The following is a 23,992-nucleotide window of genomic DNA, read 5'->3' on the forward strand; positions in this document are numbered from 1 at the left end:
TGGGAGGAGGCTGGCGTTCTCAGGCCTGCATTCCGTAAAAGAGCAGCTCGGTGATACGCCTTACCTGAGCGGAGTGTGACTCGATGTCAGGCTGTTCCTGGTTGACCAGCCTGAACAACTGCAGGTGTGAGTAGTCGTTCAACAGGAAGGCGGCCAGGTCGACGTTGAGGTCGGCGCGCAGCCTGCCGGCCTGCTGCAGTTCTCTGAGCAACCCGCTGATTTCAGCCCTGAGCGCATCGTTCATGGCCCGATAACCTTCGGGCAGTCCGTTATCACCACCAAACAGAATCAACGGCAGCAGTTCACGCCAAAGACTGGGATGCATGACTTCCAGGGCGTAACCGGTCAGTAGGCGTTCCAGGTAGCACAGGGCGTCGACCGGATCCTCAATTTCAGGGATCTGGTTGCGGGTGTCCTTGAGGGCGCGCTGGTCGGCGTCGTGCAGGATTTCCAGGATGATTTCCTGCTTGTTGCCGAAGTACTTGAACACGGTGGGCGCCGACACCCCAGCCTGGTTGGCGATCTGTTCGATGGTGGTGTTCTGGAAACCTTGACGCTCGAACAGTTCGATCGCCGCCTTGCTGATGGCTTGGCGTCGTTCGACTTTCTGGCGTTCACGCAGTCCGCTCACGGTAGATCCCTTGTCGCTATGAATAAAGGGGGCGCATGTCGCCCAATCATCCATGCAAAATACTTAATCGGGTAAAATTTTTAAAGCGCTAATTTCTGTAGTGCGCGTTTATCCCGGAAGCGAGAAGTCTCGTTGACGGGTGGCGAGAGTCCTCAGGCTTTATAGTTAATTTTATTAATCTTTTGCGCGCTGTTCAGCGTGCATTGGTCCGCCTGAATCAAGCCGATGCCTGTCGGTATTTTTTCAGTCGATAAGCAAACTGCGCACGACTCAACCCCAGCAGTCGCGCGGCAAACTGGGTCGGCAGATGTATTCGCTGACGCTGTTGGCACCGGACCTGCCGGCGCTCACTGCGCAAGTCATGTGGGGCAGCTACAACCTCGATACCGGCGCCTACTTCCTTAACTCTTCGAGCAACGATCTGGCGGTCCAGTACCAGACGATCGCAAAACCTTCGGCTTCCTTTTACACACCGGATGCCATGGCCAACGAAAACATGCGTTGAACCATGGAGCGCCGTGACGAGCGAAAAACTCGTCGCGGTCGCTGGCGATTTTCCAGGCGGGATAAATACATGAGCGTTGAAAAAATCTTTGCGAGTACGGTCTGCGATGGAGTGCCTGCGCGCTGGCGTTGTGTCTGTTGGTGAGCACGTCCATGGTTGCGCAGGCCGCAACGTTTGCTGTGCTACAGCAGCCGGCACTGCCGGCCGCCAAGGCCGCGCGCGCGGTATTGCTTGGGCTGGCCCGGGCTGGCGAGCGCCTGGTGGCGGTCGGCGAACGCGGCATCGTATTGCTCTCGGATGACTTTGGAATGACTTGGCGCCAGGCCCGTGTGCCGGTCAGCGTCAGCCTGACCGCGGTACAATTCGTCGATGCCGAGCAGGGCTGGGCGGTCGGTCATCTGGGGGTGGTGTTGCACACCGAGGACGGTGGCGAAACCTGGCACAAGCAACTCGACGGTGAGCGTGCCGCCGCGCTGGCAGCGCTGAGCAAAATCGCCACGGCCGGTTACAACGAAGGCAACTTCAAATGGTATGAGCTGATCCCTAATGACGGCGCGCTGGGCGCCGTGCAGACCCGTGCACCGCGAGAGCTGTTCAATCAGGGCTGTTCGATGCTGTCGCTGTACGTTTACCTGTCTGATCACAAGGCCGATACCTTGAATCGGGTGGTGCAGGCCAGTGAGAAATTCATCAGCGAGCATCAGGTGCCAGAGGTCAAATTCATGCTGGCCGCCGGCAGCGCCGGTATCGAAGCCGCGACCAATATCGTGGTGAAAAAATCCATGCACGAGATGCTGTTCTGGGTCTACGGCGCGGTCAGCCTGCTATGCCTGCTGACTTTCCGTAGTTGGCGTGCAACCCTTTGCGCAATGCTGCCGCTGATGCTCACCTCGATTCTGTGCGAGGCGCTGATGGTGGGTCTGGGAATGGGGGTGAAAGTCGCGACACTGCCGGTCATCGCGCTCGGCGTGGGCATCGGCATCGACTACGCGCTCTATGTCTTGAGTGTGATTCTGGCTCGAATGCGTGCCGGTGACACCCTGGCCCAGGCCTATTACCAAGCGCTGTTGTTCACCGGCAAAGTGGTATTGCTGACCGGCATGACACTGGCGGTCGCGGTATCGACCTGGGCCTTCTCGCCGATCAAATTCCAGGCCGACATGGGCATCCTGCTGGCCTTCATGTTCCTGGTGAACATGCTCGGTGCCTTGATCCTGTTGCCGGCACTGGCCTGGCTGCTGCTGCCGCAGAAGGTCTTCGCAAAAAAGCCTGAGGCGAGTTTGCTTGTGGAGTGGGTCAAGGAGGGCTGAAGGGCTGTAGGGCTCGGCACGCCGGACCCTGTGGGAGCGGGCTTGCTCGCGAAGACGGAGTGTCAGACGACATCAATGTTGCCTGTACCGCCGCCTTCGCGAGCAAGCCCGCTCCCACAGGTCTCGCACATCAGGCCTTGGCCTTTTCCATCGATACAGTCAGTGGGACCGAACGGGCAATCACGCTGATGATGGTCAGTGCTGCAATCACCAACCCGGGGGAGGTCGCCAGCAATACCCCGGTGGTGCCAGCTCCGGCCGCCAGAATCTGCCCCGCGGCCAACGGCCCGGCCACCGATCCGAGGCGACCGATGGCCACCGCCGCGCCGACGCCGGTGGCGCGCACCGAGGTCGGGTACGACGGCGGTGCCAGGGCATAAAGCACCAGTTGCGCAGCCATCACAAACAACCCGGCAGCAAACCCGGCGATGCCCATTGGGACAATGCCCACCGACAGGCCGACTCCGGCCAGCGCCACCAGCAACCCGGCATAGACAAACAGCACCACCTTGATGCCGTTGCAGCGATCCAGCAGCAGCCCGCCGAGCAGGGAGCCGAGGGCGCCGCCGATATTGAACAGCATCTGCACCAGGCCCGCCTGGGGTTTGCTGAATCCCTGTTCCAGCAGCAGTGATGGCAGCCAGTTGAGCAACATGTACATCACGGTCAGGGTGAAGAAGTAACTCAGCCATAACGCCAGGGTAATGCGAGCCCGGCCTTCGCCGAACAGTGCCTGGCCGGTTGAAGCGCGCGCCACATTGACAGTCCCTTGCTGCTGGCGAAAGGCGCTGGACTCGGGCAGCAGCAGGATCATCAGCGGCACCACCAGCAGCGGTGCGAGACCGCCGATGATGAAGGTCGCCTGCCAATGATCGGTGAACAGCATGGCGACCACCGCCGCCAGTGCTCCACCCAACGGCACGCCGGCATACATGATGCTGATGGCGGTACCCCGGCGCTGCTCACCCACGGCTTCGGCACACAGGGCGATCAGGTTGGGCAGGGCGGCGCCCAGGCCAAGGCCAGTCATGAAACGCGCCAGCAGCAGGCTGGAGAACGTGCTGACGTAGGCAGTGCTGAGCGAGAACACGCCGAACAGCAACACGGCGCCGATGAGGATTTTCTTGCGACCGATGCGATCGGCAATCCAGCCGCCGAAGAAGGCGCCCGGCAGCAAGCCGATGATGCCGGCACTGAACACCCAGCCCATCATTTTCGGGTCCAGGGCAAAGGTTTGACGCAGGCCCGCGGCGGCAGTGCCGGCAGCTTGCAGGTCGAAGCCTTCAATCAGTGCAACGATAAAACACAGGGCGATGGTCAGCGTCGTACGACGTGATGGGGTGTCCATGGCGAACCTCATTTATTGTTTTTGTGGGTGTGCTGACGGTGAACGCGAGCCTGCTCGCCTCAAGCGGTGACAGGTTGGAATTAAGATTAACAAAGATAACTAAAAAATGAACGGTCAAGGATATTCGCTAGAAAAAGTCATTAATTCCATTTAAATCAATGTGATGACGTATGGCTTAAGATGGATCTAAAAAATAGATAATAATATTAATGTTCGTTTATCGGTCATTGTGGATTGACGCCACCCTCAGCTCTTTCCATTCTCTGGCCTGAGATCCCAGGGGCAACCTTGGCGATCCCGTTCAAAAAACAACAACAATAAGTGGACATCGAACATGCCAAAGCTCCCTTGGAACGCCCTTGCGGCGACTTCAGCCTTACCTGTTCGCGCACCCCGCCTGGTCCTGTTGGGCTTGAGTGTGATTGCCACCCCGGCGCTGGCTGAAGGCTTTATCGACGACAGCCACGGCACCTTGACCTTGCGCAATTACTACCTGGATCGCGACTACAAGGATGACGGGGCGAAAACCGCGGCCAGGGAATGGGCTCAGGGTTTCATCATGAATGTGGAGTCGGGCTTTACCCCGGGGACTGTCGGCTTCGGCCTGGATGCCCGCGGGCTGATGGGGGTGAAGCTGGACTCGTCGCCGGACCGCAGCGGTACTGAGTTGCTGCCGGTGTCCGCCAGTGACAAGCGCGCGGCGGACGAATATTCGCGCCTGGCCATGACCGCCAAGATGCGTTTTGCCCAGACCACAGTGAAGACCGGTGATGTATCGATTTTCCTGCCGTTCGCTTTCGCCAGCCCGTCACGGCTGCTGCCGCAGACTTTTCGCGGCACCACCCTCAGTTCCAAGGACATCGACGGACTGACCTTCAACACGGGCTACATCGATCGCATCAACAAGCGTGATTCCACTAACTACCAGCCGATGAGCATCGCCTCCCCGAACCGGCGTTTCAACGGCGCGGCCACTTCATCGCACATGGCCTATGTCGGCGGCGATTATCAGGTGAACAAGGACCTCAGTCTGCGTGCCTATCACGCCGAAGTGGCGGACCTGTACCAGCAGAACACCCTGGCCTTGCTGCACAATCTGCAGGTGGGCGAGGGCACGCTGACCACCGATCTGCGCAGTTTTTTCAGTGACGAAGATGGCAGCGCCAAGGCCGGCAAGGTGGATAACCAAAACCTGTCGGCGCTGTTCGGCTATCGCTTTGGCGGTCATCGCCTGAGCCTGGGCTATATGCACGCCAGTGGCGACACAGCAACGCCTTATGTGTCGGGCACCGAGTTGATGGGCATGAGTGAGCTGACCATGAGTTCGGACTTCCTCAATGCCAAGGAGCGGACCTGGCAAGCGATGTACGACTATGACTTTGCCGCCGTCGGGGTGCCCGGGCTGAAGAGCCGGCTACGTTATGTGCGCGGTGACCATATCGAGCTGACGGCGCTGAATGCCGACGACCGCAAGGAGCGAGAATTCCAGATGGAGCTGGGGTATGTCATCCAGAGCGGTCCGCTGAAGAACGTCGGGCTGATGGCGCGCAAGTCGATCTATCGCAATGACTTCCCCGCTGGCGCAGCGTTTCGCGATGAAAACCAGACCCGCTTTCTGGTGCTCTACACCGTACCGATCTGGTAAGTCGTTTTACCTGTCACGAGGCCGGCCGTTCCCCTGGAGCGCGCCGGCGTTGGCGCTTCAGGCCTGGTAGACCTTTTTCAACAACCTGAGCAGTTCTTCGCGTTCCTGGCTGTCGAGGTTGGACGTTGCATCCATGTCGCTCTCGGCCGCGATCAGTTTCAGCTCCTTGAGCAGGGCTTCGCCGGTCTTGCTGAGGAAAATCCCGTAGGAGCGCTTGTCCGGTTTGCAGCGCACCCGCACAGCCAGTGCCCGGCTTTCCAGTTTGTTCAGCAGTGGCACCACTTGCGGTGGCTCGATGGTCAAGGCCTTGGCCAGGTCGGCCTGCATCAGCCCGGGATTCTGGTCGATGATCGCCAGGGCCGAGAACTGCGCCGGTCGCAAGTCATGGGCCGAGAGCCGGCCAATGAGGTTCTGGAACAGTTTCAGCTGCGCTCGGCGCATGGCGTAACCGATCAGATCGTCCAGGGCGGAATCCAGCGGCGCCTGGGTTTCGGCGCTGTCGGCAGGGGCCTCGGGGGCGGCGGCAATCTTGGAAGACTTGGCCATTGCAGGGGGAATCCTCAGGCTGGCGGTTAAGAAGACTATCTAGTTTGCCGAGATTGGCCGGGGATAGCCATGACCTCTTTCAGATCTCCGGGCGTTGCGCCTGTTTTAGGGACAAAAAATATTCGGTTAATTTAATTAATAGTTAATTGACATAACTAATATTGGAGTTTAGTTTTTACCCATCGTCAAGCCAAGAACAAGAGAGCAACGCCATGAGCAATTACGAAGGTCGCTGGACAACGGTCAAAGTGGAAATCGAGGAAGGCATTGCCTGGGTCATCCTCAATCGCCCGGAAAAACGCAACGCCATGAGCCCGACCCTGAACCGCGAGATGATCGACGTTCTGGAAACCCTGGAGCAGGATCCAGACGCCGGTGTACTGGTGCTGACGGGGGCGGGTGAAGCCTGGACCGCGGGTATGGATCTCAAGGAATACTTCCGCGAAGTGGACGCCGGCCCGGAAATTCTTCAGGAAAAAATCCGCCGCGAAGCCTCTCAATGGCAATGGAAACTGCTGCGCATGTACGCCAAGCCGACCATCGCCATGGTCAACGGCTGGTGCTTCGGTGGCGGTTTCAGCCCGCTGGTGGCCTGCGATTTGGCGATCTGCGCCGATGAAGCGACTTTCGGCCTGTCGGAAATCAACTGGGGCATCCCGCCAGGCAACCTGGTGAGCAAGGCCATGGCCGACACCGTGGGCCATCGCCAGTCGCTGTACTACATCATGACCGGCAAAACCTTTGGCGGGCAGAAAGCCGCCGAGATGGGCCTGGTCAACGAAAGCGTACCCCTGGCGCAACTGCGTGAAGTGACGATCGAGCTGGCGCGTAACCTGCTGGAGAAAAACCCGGTGGTGCTGCGGGCGGCCAAGCACGGCTTCAAGCGTTGCCGTGAACTGACCTGGGAGCAGAACGAAGATTACCTCTACGCCAAGCTCGATCAGTCGCGCCTGCTGGACACCGAAGGTGGCCGCGAGCAGGGCATGAAGCAGTTCCTCGACGACAAGAGCATCAAGCCCGGTCTGCAGGCTTACAAACGCTGAACCCCGCGTTGAGATCAAGGCGAGCTGGCTGGGCGATCGAGCGTCCGCCAGCTGTTCGCCCCGGCGCCCAGGCGCTACTGTGAACCCTCGACTGTATTCCCGATAAAGACAATAAAGAGGAATCACCATGCTGGATGTGCCCCTGCTGATTGGCGGCCAGTCGCGCCCCGCCCGAGACGGTCGAACCTTCGAACGGCGTAATCCGGTGACCGGCGAAATCGTGTCGCGGGTTGCCGCTGCCACCCTGGAAGATGCCGACGCCGCGGTGGCTGCGGCCAAAGCGGCATTCCCCACCTGGGCGGCCCTGGCCCCCAATGAACGACGCACCCGGTTGCTGCGTGCGGCCGAGCAGTTGCAGGCCCGCAGCGCGGAATTCATCGCCGCCGCCGGCGAGACCGGTGCCATGGCCAACTGGTACGGTTTCAATGTGCATCTGGCGTCGAACATGCTGCGTGAAGCGGCATCCATGACCACCCAGATCACCGGCGAAGTCATTCCCTCCGATGTACGCGGCAGCTTCGCCATGGCCCTGCGTCAACCGTGCGGCGTGGTGCTGGGCATCGCGCCCTGGAACGCCCCGGTCATCCTCGCTACACGCGCTATCGCCATGCCGTTGGCCTGCGGCAACACCGTGGTGCTCAAGGCGTCGGAACTGAGCCCGGCGGTGCACCGGCTGATCGGCCAGGTGTTGCAGGACGCCGGCCTCGGTGATGGCGTGGTCAACGTCATCAGCAACGCGCCCCAGGATGCCGCGGCGATTGTCGAGCGGTTGATCGCCAACCCGGCGGTGCGTCGGGTCAACTTCACCGGCTCGACCCATGTCGGGCGCATCGTTGGTGAATTGTCGGCGCGTCATCTCAAACCGGCGTTGCTGGAACTGGGCGGCAAGGCGCCGTTCCTGGTGCTGGAGGATGCCGACCTGGATGCAGCGGTGGAGGCCGCAGCCTTCGGCGCTTTCTTTAATCAGGGGCAGATTTGCATGTCTACCGAGCGCCTGATCGTTGATGCCAAAGTGGCCGATGCCTTTGTCGCCAAACTGGCGGCGAAGATCGCCACCTTGCCCGCCGGTAACCCCAACGCCGAAGGTTCGGTGCTTGGTTCCCTGGTGGACAGCAACGCTGGCGAACGGATCAAACTGCTGATCGACGATGCCCTCGACAACGGCGCAACCCTGGTCACGGGTGGCCAGCTTGCGGGCAGTATTTTGCAGCCGACCTTGCTCGACGGTGTCACGGATGCCATGCGTCTGTACCGCGAAGAGTCCTTTGGCCCGGTGGCGGTGGTGCTGCGCGGTGAGGGCGACGAAGATCTGCTGCGCCTGGCCAACGATTCCGAATTCGGCCTGTCGGCGGCGATCTTCAGCCGCGACACCGGCCGCGCTCTGGCCTTGGCTCAGCGAGTCGAGTCGGGCATCTGCCATATCAATGGTCCGACCGTGCACGACGAGGCGCAGATGCCTTTCGGCGGGGTCAAGTCCAGCGGTTATGGCAGTTTTGGCGGCAAGGCGTCCATCGAGCACTTCACCCAATTGCGCTGGGTGACCTTGCAGAACGGCCCGCGGCATTACCCGATCTGAGCAGTTGTCGCCGCGTCGGGCGACGCACGCTTGAGAGCGATCGTCGCCCGCGCGCAGGCCAGACATAACAATAACAAGGCTGCCATGCCCCAGTTAACCGCTTTGCAGCGGACCGGTGGCGTGCCTTGATGGAGAACAAGCACGTGAGTTCCGAATTCAGATCGCCACCTCAGACCAAAGCCAGTGCGCCGCGCTATCGGCAGGTATCCATCGGCCGTCCTGCGATCGAGGTCAGCGAAGAGCAGGGCATAGTGCATATGCGCTCCCTGGAACCCTTGGCCAAGTTGCCCGTCCGTTTGCTCGATCGCCTGGTGCATTGGGCCCGGGTGCGCCCGCAACAGACCTTTATCGCGGCTCGCCAGGAGGGCGGTGACTGGCGCCGGGTGAGTTACGCCGAGATGCTGACCAGCGTCCGTGCCATTGCCCAGAGCCTGCTGAGTTATGGCCTGTCGGCCGAGCGACCGCTGGCGATCCTCTCGGGCAACGACATCGAGCATTTGCAGATTGCCCTGGGCGCGATGTACGCCGGCATTCCCTATAGCCCGATTTCCCCGGCCTATTCGTTGTTGTCCCAGGATTTCGCCAAGCTGCGGCATGTCTGCAATCTGCTGCAGCCGGGCCTGGTGTTCGTCAGCGACGCCGCAGCCTATCAGCGGGCGATCGATGCGATGCTGCCGGCCGAAACGCCGCTGATCACCGTGCGCGGTCAAATTCCTGGGCGCAATCAGGTGAGCTTTGCCAGCCTGCTGGAACAGCCCGGCGGTGCCGAGGCCGATTGTGCCTTCACGGCTACCGGGCCGGACAGCATCGCCAAATTTCTGTTTACCTCAGGTTCGACCAAATTGCCCAAGGCGGTGGTCACCACCCAGCGCATGCTCTGCGCCAACCAGCAGATGTTGTTGCAAACCTTCCCGGTGTTCGGCGAAGAACCCCCGGTGCTGGTGGACTGGCTGCCGTGGAATCACACCTTCGGCGGCAGCCACAACGTCGGCATCGTGCTGTACAACGGCGGCACTTTTTACCTGGATGACGGCAAGCCGACCGTACAGGGTTTTGCTGAAACACTGCGCAACCTCAAGGAAATATCGCCCACCGCCTACCTGACCGTGCCCAAGGGCTGGGAAGAACTGGTCAACGCCCTGGAGCAGGACGGCGAGTTGCGCGAGCGTTTCTTCTCGCGCATGAAGCTGTTCTTTTTCGCTGCCGCCGGTTTGTCGCAACGGGTCTGGGATCGCCTGGACCGGGTCGCCGAACAGCATTGTGGCGAACGCATTCGCATGATGGCCGGACTCGGCATGACCGAGGCGGCCCCGTCCTGCACGTTCACCACCGGGCCACTGTCCATGGCCGGTTACATTGGCCTGCCGGCTCCCGGTTGCGAAGTGCGGCTGGTACCGGTGGACGGCAAGCTGGAAGGACGTTTTCGCGGGCCGCATATCATGCCGGGCTACTGGCGTGCGCCGCAGCAGACCGCCGAGGTGTTCGACGAACAGGGTTTCTACTGTTCCGGCGATGCGCTGAAACTGGCTGACGCCCGTGATCCGCAACTGGGACTGATGTTCGACGGGCGCATTGCCGAGGACTTCAAACTCAGTTCCGGCGTGTTTGTCAGCGTCGGCCCGCTGCGCAATCGCGCGGTGCTCGAAGGTTCTCCTTATGTTCAGGACCTGGTGGTGGCTGCGCCGGACCGCGAGTGCCTGGGGGCGCTGGTCTTTCCCCGGTTGTTTGAATGCCGACGTCTGGCCGGTTTGAGTGTCCACGCCAGCGATGCCGAGGTTCTGGCCAGCGCGCCGGTGCGTCAGTGGTTCAGCGATTGGCTGCAACGGCTCAACCGTGACGCCACCGGTAATGCCAGCCGCCTGGAATGGATCGCGCTGCTCGACGAACCTGCTTCCATCGACCGTGGTGAAATCACCGACAAGGGCTCGATCAACCAGCGTGCGGTGTTGCAGTGGCGCGCCGACAAGGTCGAGGCGCTGTATCGCGGCGAGGAACCTTCCATCCTGCGTGCCGGGCCTCTGCCGTGAGCGGCACGGGGCAGTATTCGAGCTTTGGCGATGTCGCCATTTACGAAGCCCTGCGCACGCCTTGGGTCGACCTCGGCGGGGCCTTGGCTCAAGTCTCGCCGATCGATCTGGGGATCAAGGTCGGGCGCGAGGTATTGGCCCGCGCCGCTGTCGATCCGTCCTCGGTGGACAGCGTGCTCGCCGGCTCCGTGGCTCAGGCCAGTTTCGATGCTTACCTGCTGCCTCGACATATCGGCCTTTATAGTGGCGTGCCGCAAGAGACTCCGGCGCTGGGGGTGCAGCGCATCTGCGCCACCGGTTTCGAACTCTTGCGGCAGGCCGCCAGGCAGCTGGATGACGGCGTGCAGCTGGCCCTGTGTGTGGCGGCCGAATCGATGTCGCGCAACCCGATTGCCGCCTACACCCACCGCAGCGGTTTCCGGCTCGGTGCCGAGGTGGCGTTCAAGGACTTTCTCTGGGAAGCCCTCTACGACCCGGCCCCAGGCGTAGACATGATCACCACCGCCGACAACCTGGCCCGGCGGCATGGCCTGAGCCGTGAAGAGGTGGATCGCTACGCGCTCGGCAGTCATCAACTGGCGTTGCAGGCGCAAGCCGACGGCTGGTTCGAACCGGAATTGGTGGCGGTCGACAATGAGTGTTTTGATCTGGCCGGCTATCAGCCACGAAGTATTCTGTTGCCACGGGGCGTGGACCGCGTGACGCGCGACAGCCATCCACGGCCTACAGATCTGGACGCCTTGCGCCGATTGCGGGCGGTGCATGCCGGCGGTGTGCAAACGGCCGGCAACAGTTGCGCGGTGGTCGATGGCGCGGCGGCCGCGCTGGTGGGGCGAGCTTCTGCGGCGCGGCGTCCGGTGTTGGCTCATTTGCTGGCCAGTTCCGTGGTGGGCGTGGCTCCGGAGTTCATGGGCATTGGACCTGCACCCGCTATCCAGTTGCTGCTGCAACGCAGCGGGCTGGCTCTTGGCGACATCGGCTTGCTGGAAATCAACGAAGCCCAGGCGGCTCAGGTGCTGGCCGTAGCGCAGGTGCTGGAACTGGACGGCGACCGGCTCAACCGGCGGGGCGGCTCAATCGCCCTGGGGCATCCCTTGGCCGCCAGTGGATTGCGTCTGGTGCTGACCTTGGCCAGGCAACTGCGCGAGGGCAATCTGCGTTATGGCATAGCCGCCGCCTGTGTCGGCGGCGGACAGGGCATGGCGCTGCTGATCGAGAACCCGGCCTATCAAGGCTGAGGCAGAACGCCGCGACCTCTGCCCAAACCTGGCGTCACTATCTTGCGTTACTATGCAGGCCCACCTTTCTGGAAGTTGCCTGGATGAGTAAGCCCGGTCAAACGGTGCTGGTCGCATTGCGCAAGATGATCGCCTCGGGCGAGCTGGCGGCGGGCGAGCGGTTGATGGAAATCCCCACGGCGCAGCTGTTTGGCGTCTCGCGGATGCCGGTGCGCATGGCGTTCCGCACGCTGGAGCAGGAAGGCTTGCTGGTGCGCTTTGGCGGGCGTGGGTTTCAGGTGCGTTCGGTCAGCCCCGATGACATTGCCGGTGCGGTCGAAGTGCGGGGTGTACTCGAAGGCCTGGCGGCGCGCCAGACCGCCGAGCGCGGGCTCTCGGACGAAGCCCGGGCGACCCTCGAACAATGCCTGGTGCAGGGTGATCAGCTGTTCGACAAAGGGTACGTGACCATAGAAGACCTGGAGGTCTATCACGACCTCAACATGCGTTTTCACGAGGTGATCGTCGAAGGCAGCCATAACCCGGCGATCGCCGACGCACTGGCACGCAACGATCATTTACCCTTCGCTTCGGTGACCGCCCTGGCTGTGGACCGCAACGACATGGTCCGGGAATACCGACGCTTCAACTATGCCCACATGCAACACCATTCGGTGTTCGATGCCTTGGTCAATCGCCAGGGCGCGCGTGCCGAATCGATCATGCGCGAACACGCCAATGCCACGTTGCGCTATGCCGAGGTCTTCGGCTCAGCGAAGGCTGACGAGCGGATGAAGGTCATTCTCCGCTCGGAATAAGCGCGGTTTATCAGATATCCAGCACCAGCAGCGGCGTTTTCGAGCGCGAGCAGCAAGGGGTGAACTGGTCGTTGCAAGTCTGTTCATCCTCGGTGAGGAACAGGTCGCGATGTTCCGGCACGCCCTCCAGAACCCGAGTCAGGCAAGTGCCACAAATGCCCTGTTCGCAGGAAATGGCGATCTCGATGCCCTGGTCTTGTAGCACTTGCACCACGCTCTTGTCGGCCGGCACCTCGAAGACCTGACCGCTGCTGGCGACCTTGATCGAGAAACTGCCATCGGCGCCAGTGTCGACGGGCACAGCGGCGAAGTACTCGCGGTGCAGGCATTGCTCGTGCCAGCCCTGCTTCTTGGCCGTGTCCAACACGTGCTGCATGAAGCCGCCGGGGCCACACACATATAAATGAACGTCGCTCTGAGGCGTGGCCAGAACCTTGGCCGTGTCCAGCGCGGTGTCGGGTTCCTGATCGAAATGCAGGAATACTCTGTGGGCAAAAGGCGAGTGTTGCAGGTGTTCGACAAAGGCTGCACGGTCCCGTGATCGGGCGCAGTAATGCAGCTCGAAATCCGCGCCGCTGTGGGCCAGTCGCTCGGCCATGCACAGGATCGGCGTGATTCCGATACCGCCCGCAAACAGCAGACTGCGCCTGGCCTCATGGACCAGCGGGAACAGGTTGCGCGGTTCACTGATCGGCAGGCGCGTGCCGGGGTGGATCTGCTCGTGCATGGCCAGTGAACCGCCCCGGGAGGTTGGGTCCTTGAGCACGCCGATCAGGTAGCGATGGCGTTCTTCGGGGTGATTGCACAGGGAATATTGCCGGATCAAGCCGCCGGGCAGGTGCACATCGATATGCGCACCGGCGCTGAAGGCTGGCAGCGGTCGGTCATCGACACTGGCCAGCTCGTAGCTGCAGATGTCTTGGGCTTCGTTGTTGCGCGATACCACCAGCACTTCGATCATGCCATTGACTCCTGCGTGGCCCGTTCCTTGGCGATCAGGCGCTCCAGAATGCGACGCGACTGCACGCCGCCAGCGTCGATATTGAGCTTGAGCAAGTTGCGCGCGGGATGGCTGAGCAGGTTCTGTTGCTGGCGTTCGAGCATCTCCAGGTCCTCGCTGAAAATCTTGCCCTGTCCCTCGCGAATGCTCGCGGTCAAGGCTTCATCCTGCGGATTGAAATTGCGCGCCATGCCCCAGAAGTACCAGATCGAGGTCTCGGTTTGCGGCGTGATGAAGTCGACGACGATGCTCGACGCCTTGAACTGCCGGGGAGCGTGATAACCGCCATGGCCGGCATGGGCCACGCCGACTTCGATCAGCACATGGCTGGGTGGGGTGAAGCGGCAGATCTGCCAGCGGTCCACCGGCACATCGTCGGCCAGGTTGTTGCCGCGCAGGGCCATGCGCCAGAAGGGCGGGGGCATGATGTTTTCCATGTGGCGGGCAGTGACCACCTCGTCGCCGTCGACCGTGGTCACCGGCGGCGCTTCGTCGATTTCCTTTTGGCCGATGCTGGACGCATGAACGTAGGTTTCATGAGTCAGGTCCATCAGGTTGTCGATCATCAGGCGGTAGTCGCACTGGATGTGGAACAGGCCGCCGCCATAGGCCCACTCGTCACTGACCGCCCATTCCAGATGATGGATCAGCGCCGGGTCGGCCAACGCCTGATCGCCGGGCCAGACCCAGATAAAGCCATAGCGCTCGACCACGGCGAATGTCTTGTTGCACGGGAAACCGCGAACCCGCTGCCCGGGCATTTCCACGGTCTTGCCGTCGCACCCCATCACCAGTCCGTGATAGCCGCACACCAGATTGCCGTTTTCCACGTAGCCCAAGGACAGCGGCGCGCCGCGATGGGGGCAGAAGTCCTCGACAGCCGCCACCTTGCCCTCGAGCCCGCGGTAAAAAACCATCTTTTCACCACAGATCTGGCGGCCCAGCGGCTTTTCGGCGATTTCATCGGGCGTGCAGGCGACGTACCAGGTGTTCTTGGGGTACATGGAGATTCTCCAAGGTTGTTTGTTGTTATTTAGTGGATCCATTAGTGGTGATTTTTGGCGGTATTGTCAAATTAATTCTGCTTGTTAATGATTTAGTGGATCCATTGTAGGTTTGTGAGCGCTCCCGGATCAGTTCCGGCGGGAATCTCTGAAATCCAGCACCATCCGGTCGCCAGGAAATTGAGCGCACGCTAAGATCGCCTGCAAACGTTTCGACGCCATCGAGGCAACTTCACGGGGCTCCGTAGTGAACATCGACACCCGCATCAAATTCCGTCACCTCGTGTGCTTTCTTGAAATGGCTCGTCAGGGCAGCCTGGCGCGGGCGGCGGATACCTTGGCAGTGAGTCAGCCAGCGATGTCGAAGACGCTTAAGGAGCTGGAGGAGCTGCTGGCGGCAAGCCTGTTTATACGCAGTAAAAGTGGTGTGAACCTGACCGAAGCCGGGGTTGCCTTTTTGCGTTATGCCGGGCCTTCGGTGCAGGCGCTGCGTGATGGGGTGAATACCTTGCGCGGTGGCGAATACGCGGCGGGCAAGGTTCGACTCGGCGTGTTGTCGACAGTGGAAAGCTTGCTGGTGCCTGAGGTTGTACGGCGCTTGCACGAGCGCCATTCGGCACTGGTGGTGAGTGTGGTGACCGGGCCAAGCGCCTATTTGTTGTCGCAGTTGCGGGTGGGCGACGTGGACCTGGTGGTCGGTCGTATGACCGATAGCCCGGAGATTCAGGGACTGACCTTCGAGCATCTGTACAGTGAATCCATGACGCTGGTGGTGCGCCCCGATCATCCCTTGCTGGCCGAGCCACTGGAGCGTGGCGCCCTGGAAGATTTCCCGCTGGTGCTGCCACTGGCAGGGACGACGATTCGCAAATATGCCGACAGCCTGTTCGTGCAATGCGGCATCAGCCAGTCGCGGCAGCGTCTGGAAACCTTGTCCGTGGCCCTGAGCCGTCGTTATGTGTTGTCCAGCGAGGCGATCTGGATCGCGCCACTGGATGCAGTGCGCCTGGATCTGGCAAGCGGCGAACTGTTTGAGATCAATCTGGGGCAGCGCGAACCGGGTGGTTCGGTGGGGATTTCCAGTAACGCCAGCTTGCCCTTGTCCCTGGCGGCCCAGTGGTGTGTCGAGGTGCTGCGCGAGGTAGGGCAGGCGTATCGCGAAGGGCTTTATCCATAACCGTTTGGTTATGTATTGAAGGTGGCTTTTCAATATTCCCCAGCCTTCTGTTGTTTGAAACTGCGCAGGCAGTGCTCCATAAATCAAACAACAGGAGATCGACATGTCTGATGCAGACAGCAGTCGTTTCGTTATTCGTGACCGTAATTGGCACCCCAAAGCCCTGACCCCTGATTACAAAACCTCTGTCGCCCGTTCTCCACGCCAAGCCTTGGTGAGCATTCCCCAGTCGGCCAGCGAAACCAGTGGCCCTGATTTCTCTCACCTGAAGATGGGGCGGTTCGATAACGACTTGCTGCTAAATTTCAACAACGGCGGTTTGCCGGTGGGCGAGCGCATCATCGTTTCCGGCCGGGTCTGTGATCAATATGGCAAGCCAATCCCACATACCCTGGTGGAGATGTGGCAGGCCAACGCCGGTGGTCGCTACCGGCACAAGAATGATCGTTACCTGGCACCACTGGACCCGAATTTCGGCGGTGTCGGCCGGGCTCTGACCGACCGCGATGGCTACTACAGCTTCCGCACCATCAAGCCGGGTCCTTACCCATGGCGTAACGGCCCGAATGAGTGGCGTCCGGCGCACATCCACTTCTCTATCAGTGGGCCATCGATTGCCTCGCGCCTGATCACCCAGCTGTATTTCGAAGGCGATCCGCTGATCCCGATGTGCCCGATCGTCAAGTCGATCGCCAATCCAGAGGCGGTACAGAGCCTGATCGCCCGGCTCGACATGGGTAATGCCAATCCGATGGATTGCCTGGCCTATCGCTTCGACATCGTGCTGCGTGGCCAGCGCAAGACCCACTTCGAAAACTGCTGAGGAGTCCGTCCATGCCTATCGAACTGCTACCCGAAACCCCTTCGCAAACAGCCGGCCCTTACGTACATATCGGTCTGGCCCTGGCGGCTGCCGGCAACCCGACACGGCCGGAGGAAATCTGGAATCAGATGGCCAAGCCGGGTGCCGAGGGCGAACAGATTTTGCTGATCGGTCATGTCTATGACGGCAACGGTCACTTGGTGCGAGACTCATTTCTGGAGTTTTGGCAGGCCAATCATGAAGGGGTTTACGACCCGGTCTTCGACTCGGAAAAAACCTTCAACAGCTTTGGCCGAACCGCCACCACCTTCGATGCAGGGGAGTGGACACTCAATACCATCAAGCCTGGCGTGGTGAAGAATGCCGCCGGGGTGCCGATGGCGCCGCACATCAATGTGTCGCTGTTTGCCCGCGGGATCAATATTCACCTGCAAACCCGGTTGTACTTTGCCGATGAGCCACAAGCCAACGCGAAGTGCCCGGTGCTTGATCTGATCGAGCAACCGCAGCGTCGAGAAACGCTGATAGCGCAACGTTGCGAGGTGGATGGCAAGGCGGCTTATCGTTTTGACATACGTATTCAGGGGGAGGGTGAAACGGTGTTCTTCGATTTTTAAATCCGCTTAGTGCCGAGTCAGTGAGTTCAACGAGCCAAGCGTGCAGACAACAAAAAGCCGCTGCCACCTTCACAGGGCGGCAGCGGCTTTCAGGTGTTACGGGGTTACTGGCTATCAGGCAGCGCGTAAGCGATCACATAATCGCCGCGATCGGGCGACTGACGCGCACCACCTGCGGTGATGACAACGTACTGCTTGCCTGTTTTCGGCGACACATACGTCATCGGGCCACCCTGGCTACCCACGGGTAGCCGGGCTTTCCAGGCCTCTTTTCCGTTGGCGGAGTTGAAGGCGCGCAGGTAGTAGTCCTGTGTACCGGCGATGAACACCAGGCCGCCCTGGGTGGAGAGCGTACCACCCAGCGTCGGCATGCCGATCGGCAACGGCAGATGCATCTTGATACCCAATGGGCCAGTATCCTGGACGGTGCCAACCGGCACTTGCCACGCGACTTTCTGGGTTTTCATGTCGATCGCGGTCAGTGTGCCAAAGGGCGGTGCCTGGCAAGGGATACCGGCGACCGACAGGAAGCGGTTCTTGTTCACTGCATACGGGGTGCCTTTGAGCGGTACCGCGCCCATGCCGGTGTTCAGTGCTTCACCACCGGAAGAAGCCTTGGCATCTTTCTTCGCCGCAATCATCTGGATCCACAGACCCAGACGCATGTCGTTGACGAAGATAAAACCGTGTACCGGGTCAGTCGAGATACCGCCCCAGTTCATCCCTCCCAGCGAACCCGGGAAGCTCAGCGAGATATCGGTGCCTGGTGCGGTGTACAGCCCGTCGTAACGCATTTTCTTGAACGAGATACGGCAGAGCAGTTGATCGAACGGCGTCGCCCCCCACATGTCCGACTCGGTCAGCGTCTGTGCGCCGATCTCTGGCATGCCCACCGATTTCGGCTGAGTCAGCGAGTAAGGTTCGTTCGGGATGTTCGACGTTTTGACCGGAACCTCTTCCACCTTGGTCAGCGGTTTGCCGGTGGCGCGGTCAAGCACGAAGATCTGCCCGGCTTTGGTGCCGATCACGACGGCGGGCACCTTGCTGCCGTCAGCTTTGGTGAAGTCGATCAGGCTTGGCTGCATGGGCAGGTCGAAGTCCCACAGGTCGTTGTGGACGGTTTGGTAGACCCACTTTTCTTCGCCAGTGGTTGCGTTCAGTGCAAGAACGGAAGCGCCGTACTTGTGGTTCAGTGCCGTACGTTCCACACCGTAGATGTCGGTGGACGAACTACCCATCGGCAAGAACACGGTGTTCATCGCCGGGTCGTAAGACATCGGTGCCCAACTGTTGGGGGTGCTGCGCACGTACGTGCTGCCGGCAGCCGGAGCTTGCTTGTCTTCGGGGTTGCCCGGGTCGAATGCCCAGCGCATCTCGCCGGTGACGACGTCGAAACCACGGATCACGCCACCTGGCATGTCGGTCTGGACGTTGTCGGCGACACGGCCGCCTACGACCACGGTGGTCCCGGCCATCAGCGGTGCCGACGACAGCTGGTAATAGGAGTCAGGGACGTCGCCGAGACCGGCTTTCAGATCAACCTGGCCATTGTTACCGAAGCCCTGGCAGAACTCCCCTGTGTCGGCGTCCACTGCGATCAGGCGCGCATCGATGGTGTTGGTCAGCAGACGGCGCTGGCAGTTGGCGCCGGCCGGTATCGACACTGGCTTTACAGGTGTGCTGCCGTCAGCAGGCTGGGCGAGCGCGGCGGTAGCGTCGAAGTAGGCGACACCGCGGCAACGTTGCCAAACACGGGTCTTGGCGTTGATCTCATTTTTCCACAGCTGTTTACCGGTATCGGCATCCAGTGCGATGAGGTTGTTGTGCGGGGTGCAGATGAACACCTTGTCGCCAACCTGCAGCGGAGTCATCTGATCTTCGGCGCCATTGCCGTCGCTGATCGCGATGTCCCCGGTATTGTAGGTCCATGCCGGCACCAGCTTCGAGACGTTGCTACGGTTGATCTGGTCCAGAGCGGCGAAGCGGCTGCCACCTTCGTCGTTACCGTAGTGTTCCCAGTTTTTCTGGGCCTTGGCAGGGTCGACCGTTGTCAGGCCTGGGCCGTCACCGGTCGGCGAGACAGGGGCATGGGGGACGAACATACCGGCTCCACCTGCAACCACGGCGATTGCCAGCACACCGCTCAGAGCGTAGCCACTGCGACCGCTGGCCAGGCTATTGGCCTTGCGCAGGTGGGGGTAGATCAGTGCCACAAACAGGCTCAGCACGCCCAAGGCGAACAAGCGAGAGATCAGTGGCCAGAAATTCAGTCCGACATCGGCCAGCGCCCAAATCACGGTCAGCACCATCACCGCCGCGAACAGCCAGGCACCTTGCAGACGCTGCTTGAAGAGCAGTACGGCAGAGACGATCAAACCGAAACCGGCGAGCAGGAAGTACCAGCTGCCACCCAGCGTGGCGAGGTAGCCACCACCCGTTGCGAAGAATAATCCAAATACCAGCACACCGAAGGCGACGACCCAGATGGGCCAGCGGCTGACGGATGCCGAAGGTCGAGACTTAGTCATGTTGCATGATCCTACTGGCGCATGAACGTTTGTGGGGAGGGTTAAGAGTAGTGAAGGCAAGTCTGAAAATAGCTGTTAACTAATTAGTTAATTGCGCAAAGATATCAAAAAAAGCAGACCCTGCGACAAATTGTCATTTACCGAAAAGGAGAAACACTGTTGCGGCGTTGGTAACAATCGAGAGGAATGACCCTAAATACGCGGGGCGAGCTTGCGAAGATTGCCTTCGGCCAGATGCGATTGGCCTACCGCAACGAGCAATAGGCAATGGGGTCGATGTAAGCCGTCTGCAGGTCCCGCTCCGGGATCTCCCAAATGATTTGCTTGGGCGGCGTTTCTTTGAAGGCCGGGTTGTTGAGGTAGCTGTTTGCCGCGCCAGAGAACGCTCCGCCGTCTTTGGCGAAGTTACCCACGGGGGCGCCCAGTGCCTGCTGCAGAAACCCTGCGAAGTTGGAGTTGCGTGAGAATGAGGTGCCGATGAGCGCGGTGTTGGGGAGATCGGCATCGCCAAAGAGGTCTGCCTCAGTATCAAGGCTGTCGGCTGACGCAACGGGAAGTTCGTGGGTGCTGGTTTGGGCGACCATTTCGGGTGCGGGTTGCCAGTTGAGCGGCAGCCAGTCGATGCCCGCCAGATGGACCAGATCGCCAGGTCGCACCGCGAGCGGGGCATGACTTTCGTTGAACGACCTGCGTGGCGTTGCGCTGATGCCCAGGGTCTTCAGGCGCTGGGTGATGGCGTCGGCCGCCGCCTTCGCGCCGGATTCGCTCCAGTGCGTATCGGTGCGCAACCAGGCACTGGCCCCCAGTGGCGTCAGCGCACTGGTGAGGTCCAGAGTCGACACGCCAGCCACATCTAATTTCGAGACCCAGGTCTGAATGCGTCCTTCGAGAACGGCTGGACGGTGCAGTGCGCAACGCTGCCCGGAAGCGATGCGGCTCTTGTCTGGAACGATGACCACCAGCAGGCCGATACCACGTTGGGAGAGCTGCTGCTTCAGATCAATCACTGCCTGGACTTTGGCATCGGCATTGCGCTGCGCTTGATCATTGACCTTGAGCTCATCGGCCAAAAACAACCACTCAGGACAACCCGAGCGAACCCTCGGCCCGGTGTCACCGAGGAGCAGCCAACTGGCACCGCGCTCCAGCTCGGCGAAGGTCGTGGGGAGTTGAGCGTTCGACAGTTCCTTGGCGATCCGATGCGTGATATCGCCGTCAAGAATCTGCGGGGGCAGCACTTTATCGGGTAGCGAGATTTGCCCTGAGACAATCAGACGGCCAGAGGACAGCAGTCCGACGAACAGGAACATCAGCAGCGCCACGCCTGCCAACCGACTGCTGCGTGTCGCCAGATCATCTGGCGGAGTGGGGGGCGGGGTGTGCTTTAGGTTCGTCATCAGAATTGGAAGTACAGGAAGGGTACGGTTTCGCGACTGGCGATCAGTGCGAACGACAGCATTAAACCGGCGATGGGCCAAAGGGCGGCGGTGTAAAACGCAATGCCGCCCAGCTGTTTCTCACAGTAAGGGCGCAGCAGCGGTGCGACGATTCCGAACACACCCAGCAAGCCCGCAAGGCCGTGTACCGGGCGCAGGGTCGCGGACAGTTCATCACCGAGGGCGATGCCCTGCAGGCCGAACTGTCCGGCATACAGACGTAGCGCGCTGTGAAAATCGGGGGCGCGGAACAGTGTCCAGGCCAGGCAAACGAACAGCAGTGTCAGCCCATGGGAAAGCACCGGCGGTACCGGGGACAGGGTAGAGCTGTTCCAGGCACGATTCACACACAACGCAATGCCATGGGCGCTGCCCCACAGCAGATAATTCCAGCTATCGCCACCGTGCCAGAGGCCGGCGATGGCCATGATCAGGAACAGGTTGCGATAGGTTTTCCAGATGCCGTTGCGATTGCCACCCAGCGAAATATACAAATAGTCACGTAACCAACTGGACAGCGACAGGTGCCAACGACGCCAGAAGTCCTGGATGCTGTTGGCCAGATACGGACGGTCGAAGTTCTCGGGAAAGTGAAAACCCAGCATCAGTCCCAGCCCAATCGCCATGGCACTGTAGCCGGCGAAGTCGAAGAACAGTTGCAGGGAATAGGCAAGGCAGCCAACCCAGGCGTCGGAGAAGCTGGGGTTTGGCAAACTGAACGCCACATCGACCACCGGCGACAGGGTATCGGCCACCAGCACCTTCATGCTCATCCCGACCATGAACCGGCGTGCGCCCAGCGAGAAATTCTGCAGGTTGAAGTGACGCTGATTCAGCTCACGCCGAACCCAGTCATAGCGAATGATGGGGCCGGCGACCGAGTGGCCGAACATCGAGATATAGGTGGCGTAATTGATGAAGCTGCGTTCGACCGGCACGGTGCGGCGGTGTACATCCACCAGATAGGAAATCGCCTGCAATACGATAAACGATAGCCCCGCCGGCATGATGACCCGCTGCCAGTCCAGCGGCATGGCGCCATACCAGGTGACGGCATCGATCAACGTGCCGGCGACGATGTTGGCGTACTTGTACCAGCACAGCACCGCCGTGTTGACCACGATCAGCATCACCAGTAGTCGCACGCGGCCCTTGCCTTTTTCCCGCAAGGCGTCAATCAGCAAGCCGCCGGCCCACGCCGTGATCGTCAGCATCACATGCACTGCGAGGAACCGGGGGCTCAACCAGCCATAGAACAGCCAGCTGCCGATCAGTAGCGTGACGTTGCGCCAGGCGGCTGGGCACACTGCATAAGTGCACAAGAACAGCGGCAGGAACAACGTCAGAAACTCGAGAGAGGCAAAAACCATGGTGGTGGCGCGATCCGATCAGTGGGCCAGGACGTCAGTCGCGAGCAACAGCTGCGGACCCTTTGCGCCAGGTAGCAGCACAACGCTGTAGCGCTCGCCGGCCTTGAGCTGGCCCAGGTCAAGCGGGGCACCGACGTTGGTTTGGGCGCAGACCAATTGAACCGACAGGCTGACCGGGTTGATCGCGCGACGTTGCACGCTGCCGTCGGCCACTTCCTTGAACAGGTCGGCGTTCTTCCCCGCAACGCGCAAACCAGCCTGGGTGCACGCCGGGTCGGCGCTGATAAACGCCAGCGAGGCTCTCAGGCTATTGAAGTCGTCGGGTTGCTCACGGATGACGACCTGGCGGATACCTTGAGCGTTGTCTGGCAAAGCGATCACGCTGGCGAATTCGCCTGCTGCCACCTGGATGTCCAGCGGCTGGCTTTTGCCGTTGCGTTCCAGGGTGCCCTTGATCGGCTGGTTGGCGGGGACGGGCAGGTAGTCGGACACGGCATTCGAACCCTCGAGTCTTAGGCTGGCCTGTGAACCTTCGGCCAGCAGCTGCAACGGTTGGTCAGCAGCATTGATAAAGCGCAGGAAGGCCGAGTCCTGATCCGGGCCCGTCGGGTACAGGGCAATGTCGGCGGCCTGGGCGTGCAGGCTCAGCATCAAGGGTGCGAACAGCGCCCAGCCACATGCGAATCGGGTCATTTGCCGGCTCCTGTGCTGCTGACGGTGTTGGCGGGCAGTTTGGCCAACGCACCGCCAATCGCAGTGCCCCATGCTTGATAACCGGCGACGGTGAAGTGCTGCCCATCGGTGGTGATCCACTGCCCGGGTTTGGAAAGCGTCAGCGAATCGATGTAGGTGCAAGGCGCCACGTTCGCGGCCAAAAACTGCGACATCAACTGGGTGCGGGCATCATTCTTCTGGTACATGCCACCGGCCTTGCCCCAGGCCGGGCCCACCCAGGCGCAACGGGTCCCGGTGGCCGCGATGGCCTTGGCCAGTCCGGTGACGCTTTGCCATGCCCAGGCCTTCGGAAACACTGGCTTGTCATAGGACGCCATGGTGTCGCCGATGACCAGTACCACCAGGTCGGGTTTGTCGGCGGCGATCAGGTCCTGGATCGGTGTGGTGGTTGCCTCGCGCCCTTTGATCACGATCTTGTCGTTGCCTTTGCGCTCGGCGCCGCAGTCGACCTTTTTGCTGATCAGCCAGTCGCTGGCGCTGGCACCGCAGGCACCGATGGAATGAACCAGGGCGCCTTGACGAGTCAGGTTGTCGTGCAGCGGCTCCAGCAAATGGTCCGCGAGGCTCATATGGCTCTCCCCAAGAACAAGGAGGGACAGGCCGGCAAGGGCAGAAGTGGGCATCGAAAGCTCCAGA

The 23,992-nt window shown here is 60.8% G+C and carries 21 protein-coding genes and 1 pseudogene; 11 read left to right on the plus strand and 11 right to left on the minus strand.

The features are described from left to right. Nucleotides 1-19: 19 nt before the first annotated feature. On the minus strand, nt 20-631 hold the full coding sequence (locus tag AC1RQB_RS11115) for a TetR/AcrR family transcriptional regulator (protein WP_063340123.1): 612 nt from the start codon (nt 629-631) through the stop codon (nt 20-22). 217 nt (nt 632-848) lie between these two features. Further along, complete coding sequence (locus AC1RQB_RS11120) at nt 849-905, minus strand: hypothetical protein (RefSeq protein ID WP_492571972.1); 57 nt, start codon at nt 903-905, stop codon at nt 849-851. 9 nt (nt 906-914) lie between these two features. Here AC1RQB_RS11120 and AC1RQB_RS11125 point away from each other — a divergent pair. Both AC1RQB_RS11125 and AC1RQB_RS11130 read left to right on the plus strand, forming a co-directional pair. Further along, a pseudogene (locus tag AC1RQB_RS11125) lies at nt 915-1,136 on the plus strand (DUF1329 domain-containing protein); the annotation flags it as partial. 152 nt (nt 1,137-1,288) lie between these two features. Next, nucleotides 1,289-2,446 carry an MMPL family transporter gene (locus AC1RQB_RS11130; protein WP_109790621.1) on the plus strand — a complete coding sequence of 386 codons (1,158 nt, stop codon included), beginning with the start codon at nt 1,289-1,291 and terminating at the stop codon, nt 2,444-2,446. A 130-nt stretch (nt 2,447-2,576) separates the two neighbouring features. On the opposite strand, the gene mhpT is transcribed toward AC1RQB_RS11130, so the two are convergent. Then, nucleotides 2,577-3,794: a 3-(3-hydroxy-phenyl)propionate transporter MhpT gene (mhpT, locus tag AC1RQB_RS11135; protein ID WP_493094567.1), complete on the minus strand. Its 1,218-nt coding sequence runs from the start codon at nt 3,792-3,794 to the stop codon at nt 2,577-2,579. Nucleotides 3,795-4,128: 334 nt separating this feature from the next. Between mhpT and AC1RQB_RS11140 the strand changes: the two genes are divergently transcribed. Continuing rightward, entirely contained in the window at nt 4,129-5,439 is a 1,311-nt protein-coding gene (locus AC1RQB_RS11140; protein ID WP_063340121.1) for an OprD family porin, read from the plus strand. Nucleotides 5,440-5,496: 57 nt separating this feature from the next. On the opposite strand, the gene AC1RQB_RS11145 is transcribed toward AC1RQB_RS11140, so the two are convergent. Further along, complete coding sequence (locus AC1RQB_RS11145; protein WP_063340120.1) at nt 5,497-5,985, minus strand: MarR family winged helix-turn-helix transcriptional regulator; 489 nt, start codon at nt 5,983-5,985, stop codon at nt 5,497-5,499. A 212-nt stretch (nt 5,986-6,197) separates the two neighbouring features. Between AC1RQB_RS11145 and AC1RQB_RS11150 the strand changes: the two genes are divergently transcribed. The 5 genes from AC1RQB_RS11150 to AC1RQB_RS11170 all read left to right on the plus strand — a co-directional run bounded on the left by AC1RQB_RS11150 (nt 6,198) and on the right by AC1RQB_RS11170 (nt 12,666). Next, nucleotides 6,198-7,028: a p-hydroxycinnamoyl CoA hydratase/lyase gene (locus tag AC1RQB_RS11150; protein WP_007895816.1), complete on the plus strand. Its 831-nt coding sequence runs from the start codon at nt 6,198-6,200 to the stop codon at nt 7,026-7,028. Nucleotides 7,029-7,155: 127 nt separating this feature from the next. Further along, nucleotides 7,156-8,604, plus strand: coding sequence for an aldehyde dehydrogenase (locus AC1RQB_RS11155; RefSeq protein ID WP_063340119.1), 1,449 nt, complete (start codon nt 7,156-7,158; stop codon nt 8,602-8,604). Between the two features lie 143 nt (nt 8,605-8,747). Next, the gene (locus AC1RQB_RS11160; protein ID WP_063340435.1) at nt 8,748-10,631 is read left to right on the plus strand and encodes a feruloyl-CoA synthase; all 1,884 of its coding nucleotides are present in this window, start codon (nt 8,748-8,750) and stop codon (nt 10,629-10,631) included. Continuing rightward, nucleotides 10,628-11,869 (plus strand): thiolase family protein, encoded by a 1,242-nt coding sequence (locus tag AC1RQB_RS11165; RefSeq protein ID WP_063340118.1) that lies wholly within the window; start codon nt 10,628-10,630, stop codon nt 11,867-11,869. Before AC1RQB_RS11160 ends, AC1RQB_RS11165 begins: the two co-directional genes overlap by 4 nt. An 83-nt stretch (nt 11,870-11,952) precedes the next feature. Next, complete coding sequence (locus tag AC1RQB_RS11170; RefSeq protein WP_008073742.1) at nt 11,953-12,666, plus strand: GntR family transcriptional regulator; 714 nt, start codon at nt 11,953-11,955, stop codon at nt 12,664-12,666. Between the two features lie 10 nt (nt 12,667-12,676). Here AC1RQB_RS11170 and AC1RQB_RS11175 read toward each other — a convergent pair whose 3' ends face one another. Both AC1RQB_RS11175 and AC1RQB_RS11180 read right to left on the minus strand, forming a co-directional pair. Next, entirely contained in the window at nt 12,677-13,627 is a 951-nt protein-coding gene (locus AC1RQB_RS11175) for a PDR/VanB family oxidoreductase (protein ID WP_063340117.1), read from the minus strand. After that, nucleotides 13,624-14,670 carry a Rieske 2Fe-2S domain-containing protein gene (locus AC1RQB_RS11180; protein ID WP_063340116.1) on the minus strand — a complete coding sequence of 349 codons (1,047 nt, stop codon included), beginning with the start codon at nt 14,668-14,670 and terminating at the stop codon, nt 13,624-13,626. Before AC1RQB_RS11180 ends, AC1RQB_RS11175 begins: the two co-directional genes overlap by 4 nt. Nucleotides 14,671-14,917: 247 nt before the next feature. Here AC1RQB_RS11180 and pcaQ point away from each other — a divergent pair, with 247 nt between their 5' ends. The 3 genes from pcaQ to pcaG all read left to right on the plus strand — a co-directional run bounded on the left by pcaQ (nt 14,918) and on the right by pcaG (nt 17,287). After that, entirely contained in the window at nt 14,918-15,847 is a 930-nt protein-coding gene (pcaQ, locus tag AC1RQB_RS11185; RefSeq protein WP_063340115.1) for a pca operon transcription factor PcaQ, read from the plus strand. Between the two features lie 103 nt (nt 15,848-15,950). Beyond that, nucleotides 15,951-16,670, plus strand: coding sequence for a protocatechuate 3,4-dioxygenase subunit beta (gene pcaH / locus AC1RQB_RS11190; RefSeq protein ID WP_063340114.1), 720 nt, complete (start codon nt 15,951-15,953; stop codon nt 16,668-16,670). Between the two features lie 11 nt (nt 16,671-16,681). Continuing rightward, a complete protein-coding gene (gene pcaG / locus AC1RQB_RS11195; protein ID WP_063340113.1) occupies nt 16,682-17,287 on the plus strand; it encodes a protocatechuate 3,4-dioxygenase subunit alpha in 606 nt (201 codons plus the stop codon). Between the two features lie 104 nt (nt 17,288-17,391). On the opposite strand, the gene AC1RQB_RS11200 is transcribed toward pcaG, so the two are convergent. The 5 genes from AC1RQB_RS11200 to AC1RQB_RS11220 form a co-directional block, all read right to left on the minus strand. Beyond that, on the minus strand, nt 17,392-19,815 hold the full coding sequence (locus AC1RQB_RS11200) for a glucose/quinate/shikimate family membrane-bound PQQ-dependent dehydrogenase (RefSeq protein ID WP_063340112.1): 2,424 nt from the start codon (nt 19,813-19,815) through the stop codon (nt 17,392-17,394). Between the two features lie 245 nt (nt 19,816-20,060). After that, the gene (locus tag AC1RQB_RS11205; protein ID WP_063340111.1) at nt 20,061-21,212 is read right to left on the minus strand and encodes an alginate O-acetyltransferase AlgX-related protein; all 1,152 of its coding nucleotides are present in this window, start codon (nt 21,210-21,212) and stop codon (nt 20,061-20,063) included. Next, nucleotides 21,212-22,621: an MBOAT family O-acyltransferase gene (locus AC1RQB_RS11210; RefSeq protein WP_207267301.1), complete on the minus strand. Its 1,410-nt coding sequence runs from the start codon at nt 22,619-22,621 to the stop codon at nt 21,212-21,214. The genes AC1RQB_RS11205 and AC1RQB_RS11210 overlap by 1 nt, the downstream gene beginning before the upstream one ends. A gap of 18 nt (nt 22,622-22,639) precedes the next feature. After that, a complete protein-coding gene (locus tag AC1RQB_RS11215; RefSeq protein ID WP_207267302.1) occupies nt 22,640-23,314 on the minus strand; it encodes an alginate O-acetyltransferase AlgF in 675 nt (224 codons plus the stop codon). Next, entirely contained in the window at nt 23,311-23,979 is a 669-nt protein-coding gene (locus AC1RQB_RS11220; RefSeq protein WP_095631972.1) for an SGNH/GDSL hydrolase family protein, read from the minus strand. The genes AC1RQB_RS11215 and AC1RQB_RS11220 overlap by 4 nt, the downstream gene beginning before the upstream one ends. Between the last annotated feature and the right edge of the window lie 13 nt (nt 23,980-23,992).

It is taken from the genome of Pseudomonas sp. GW822-FHT02E03 (assembly GCF_058802325.1).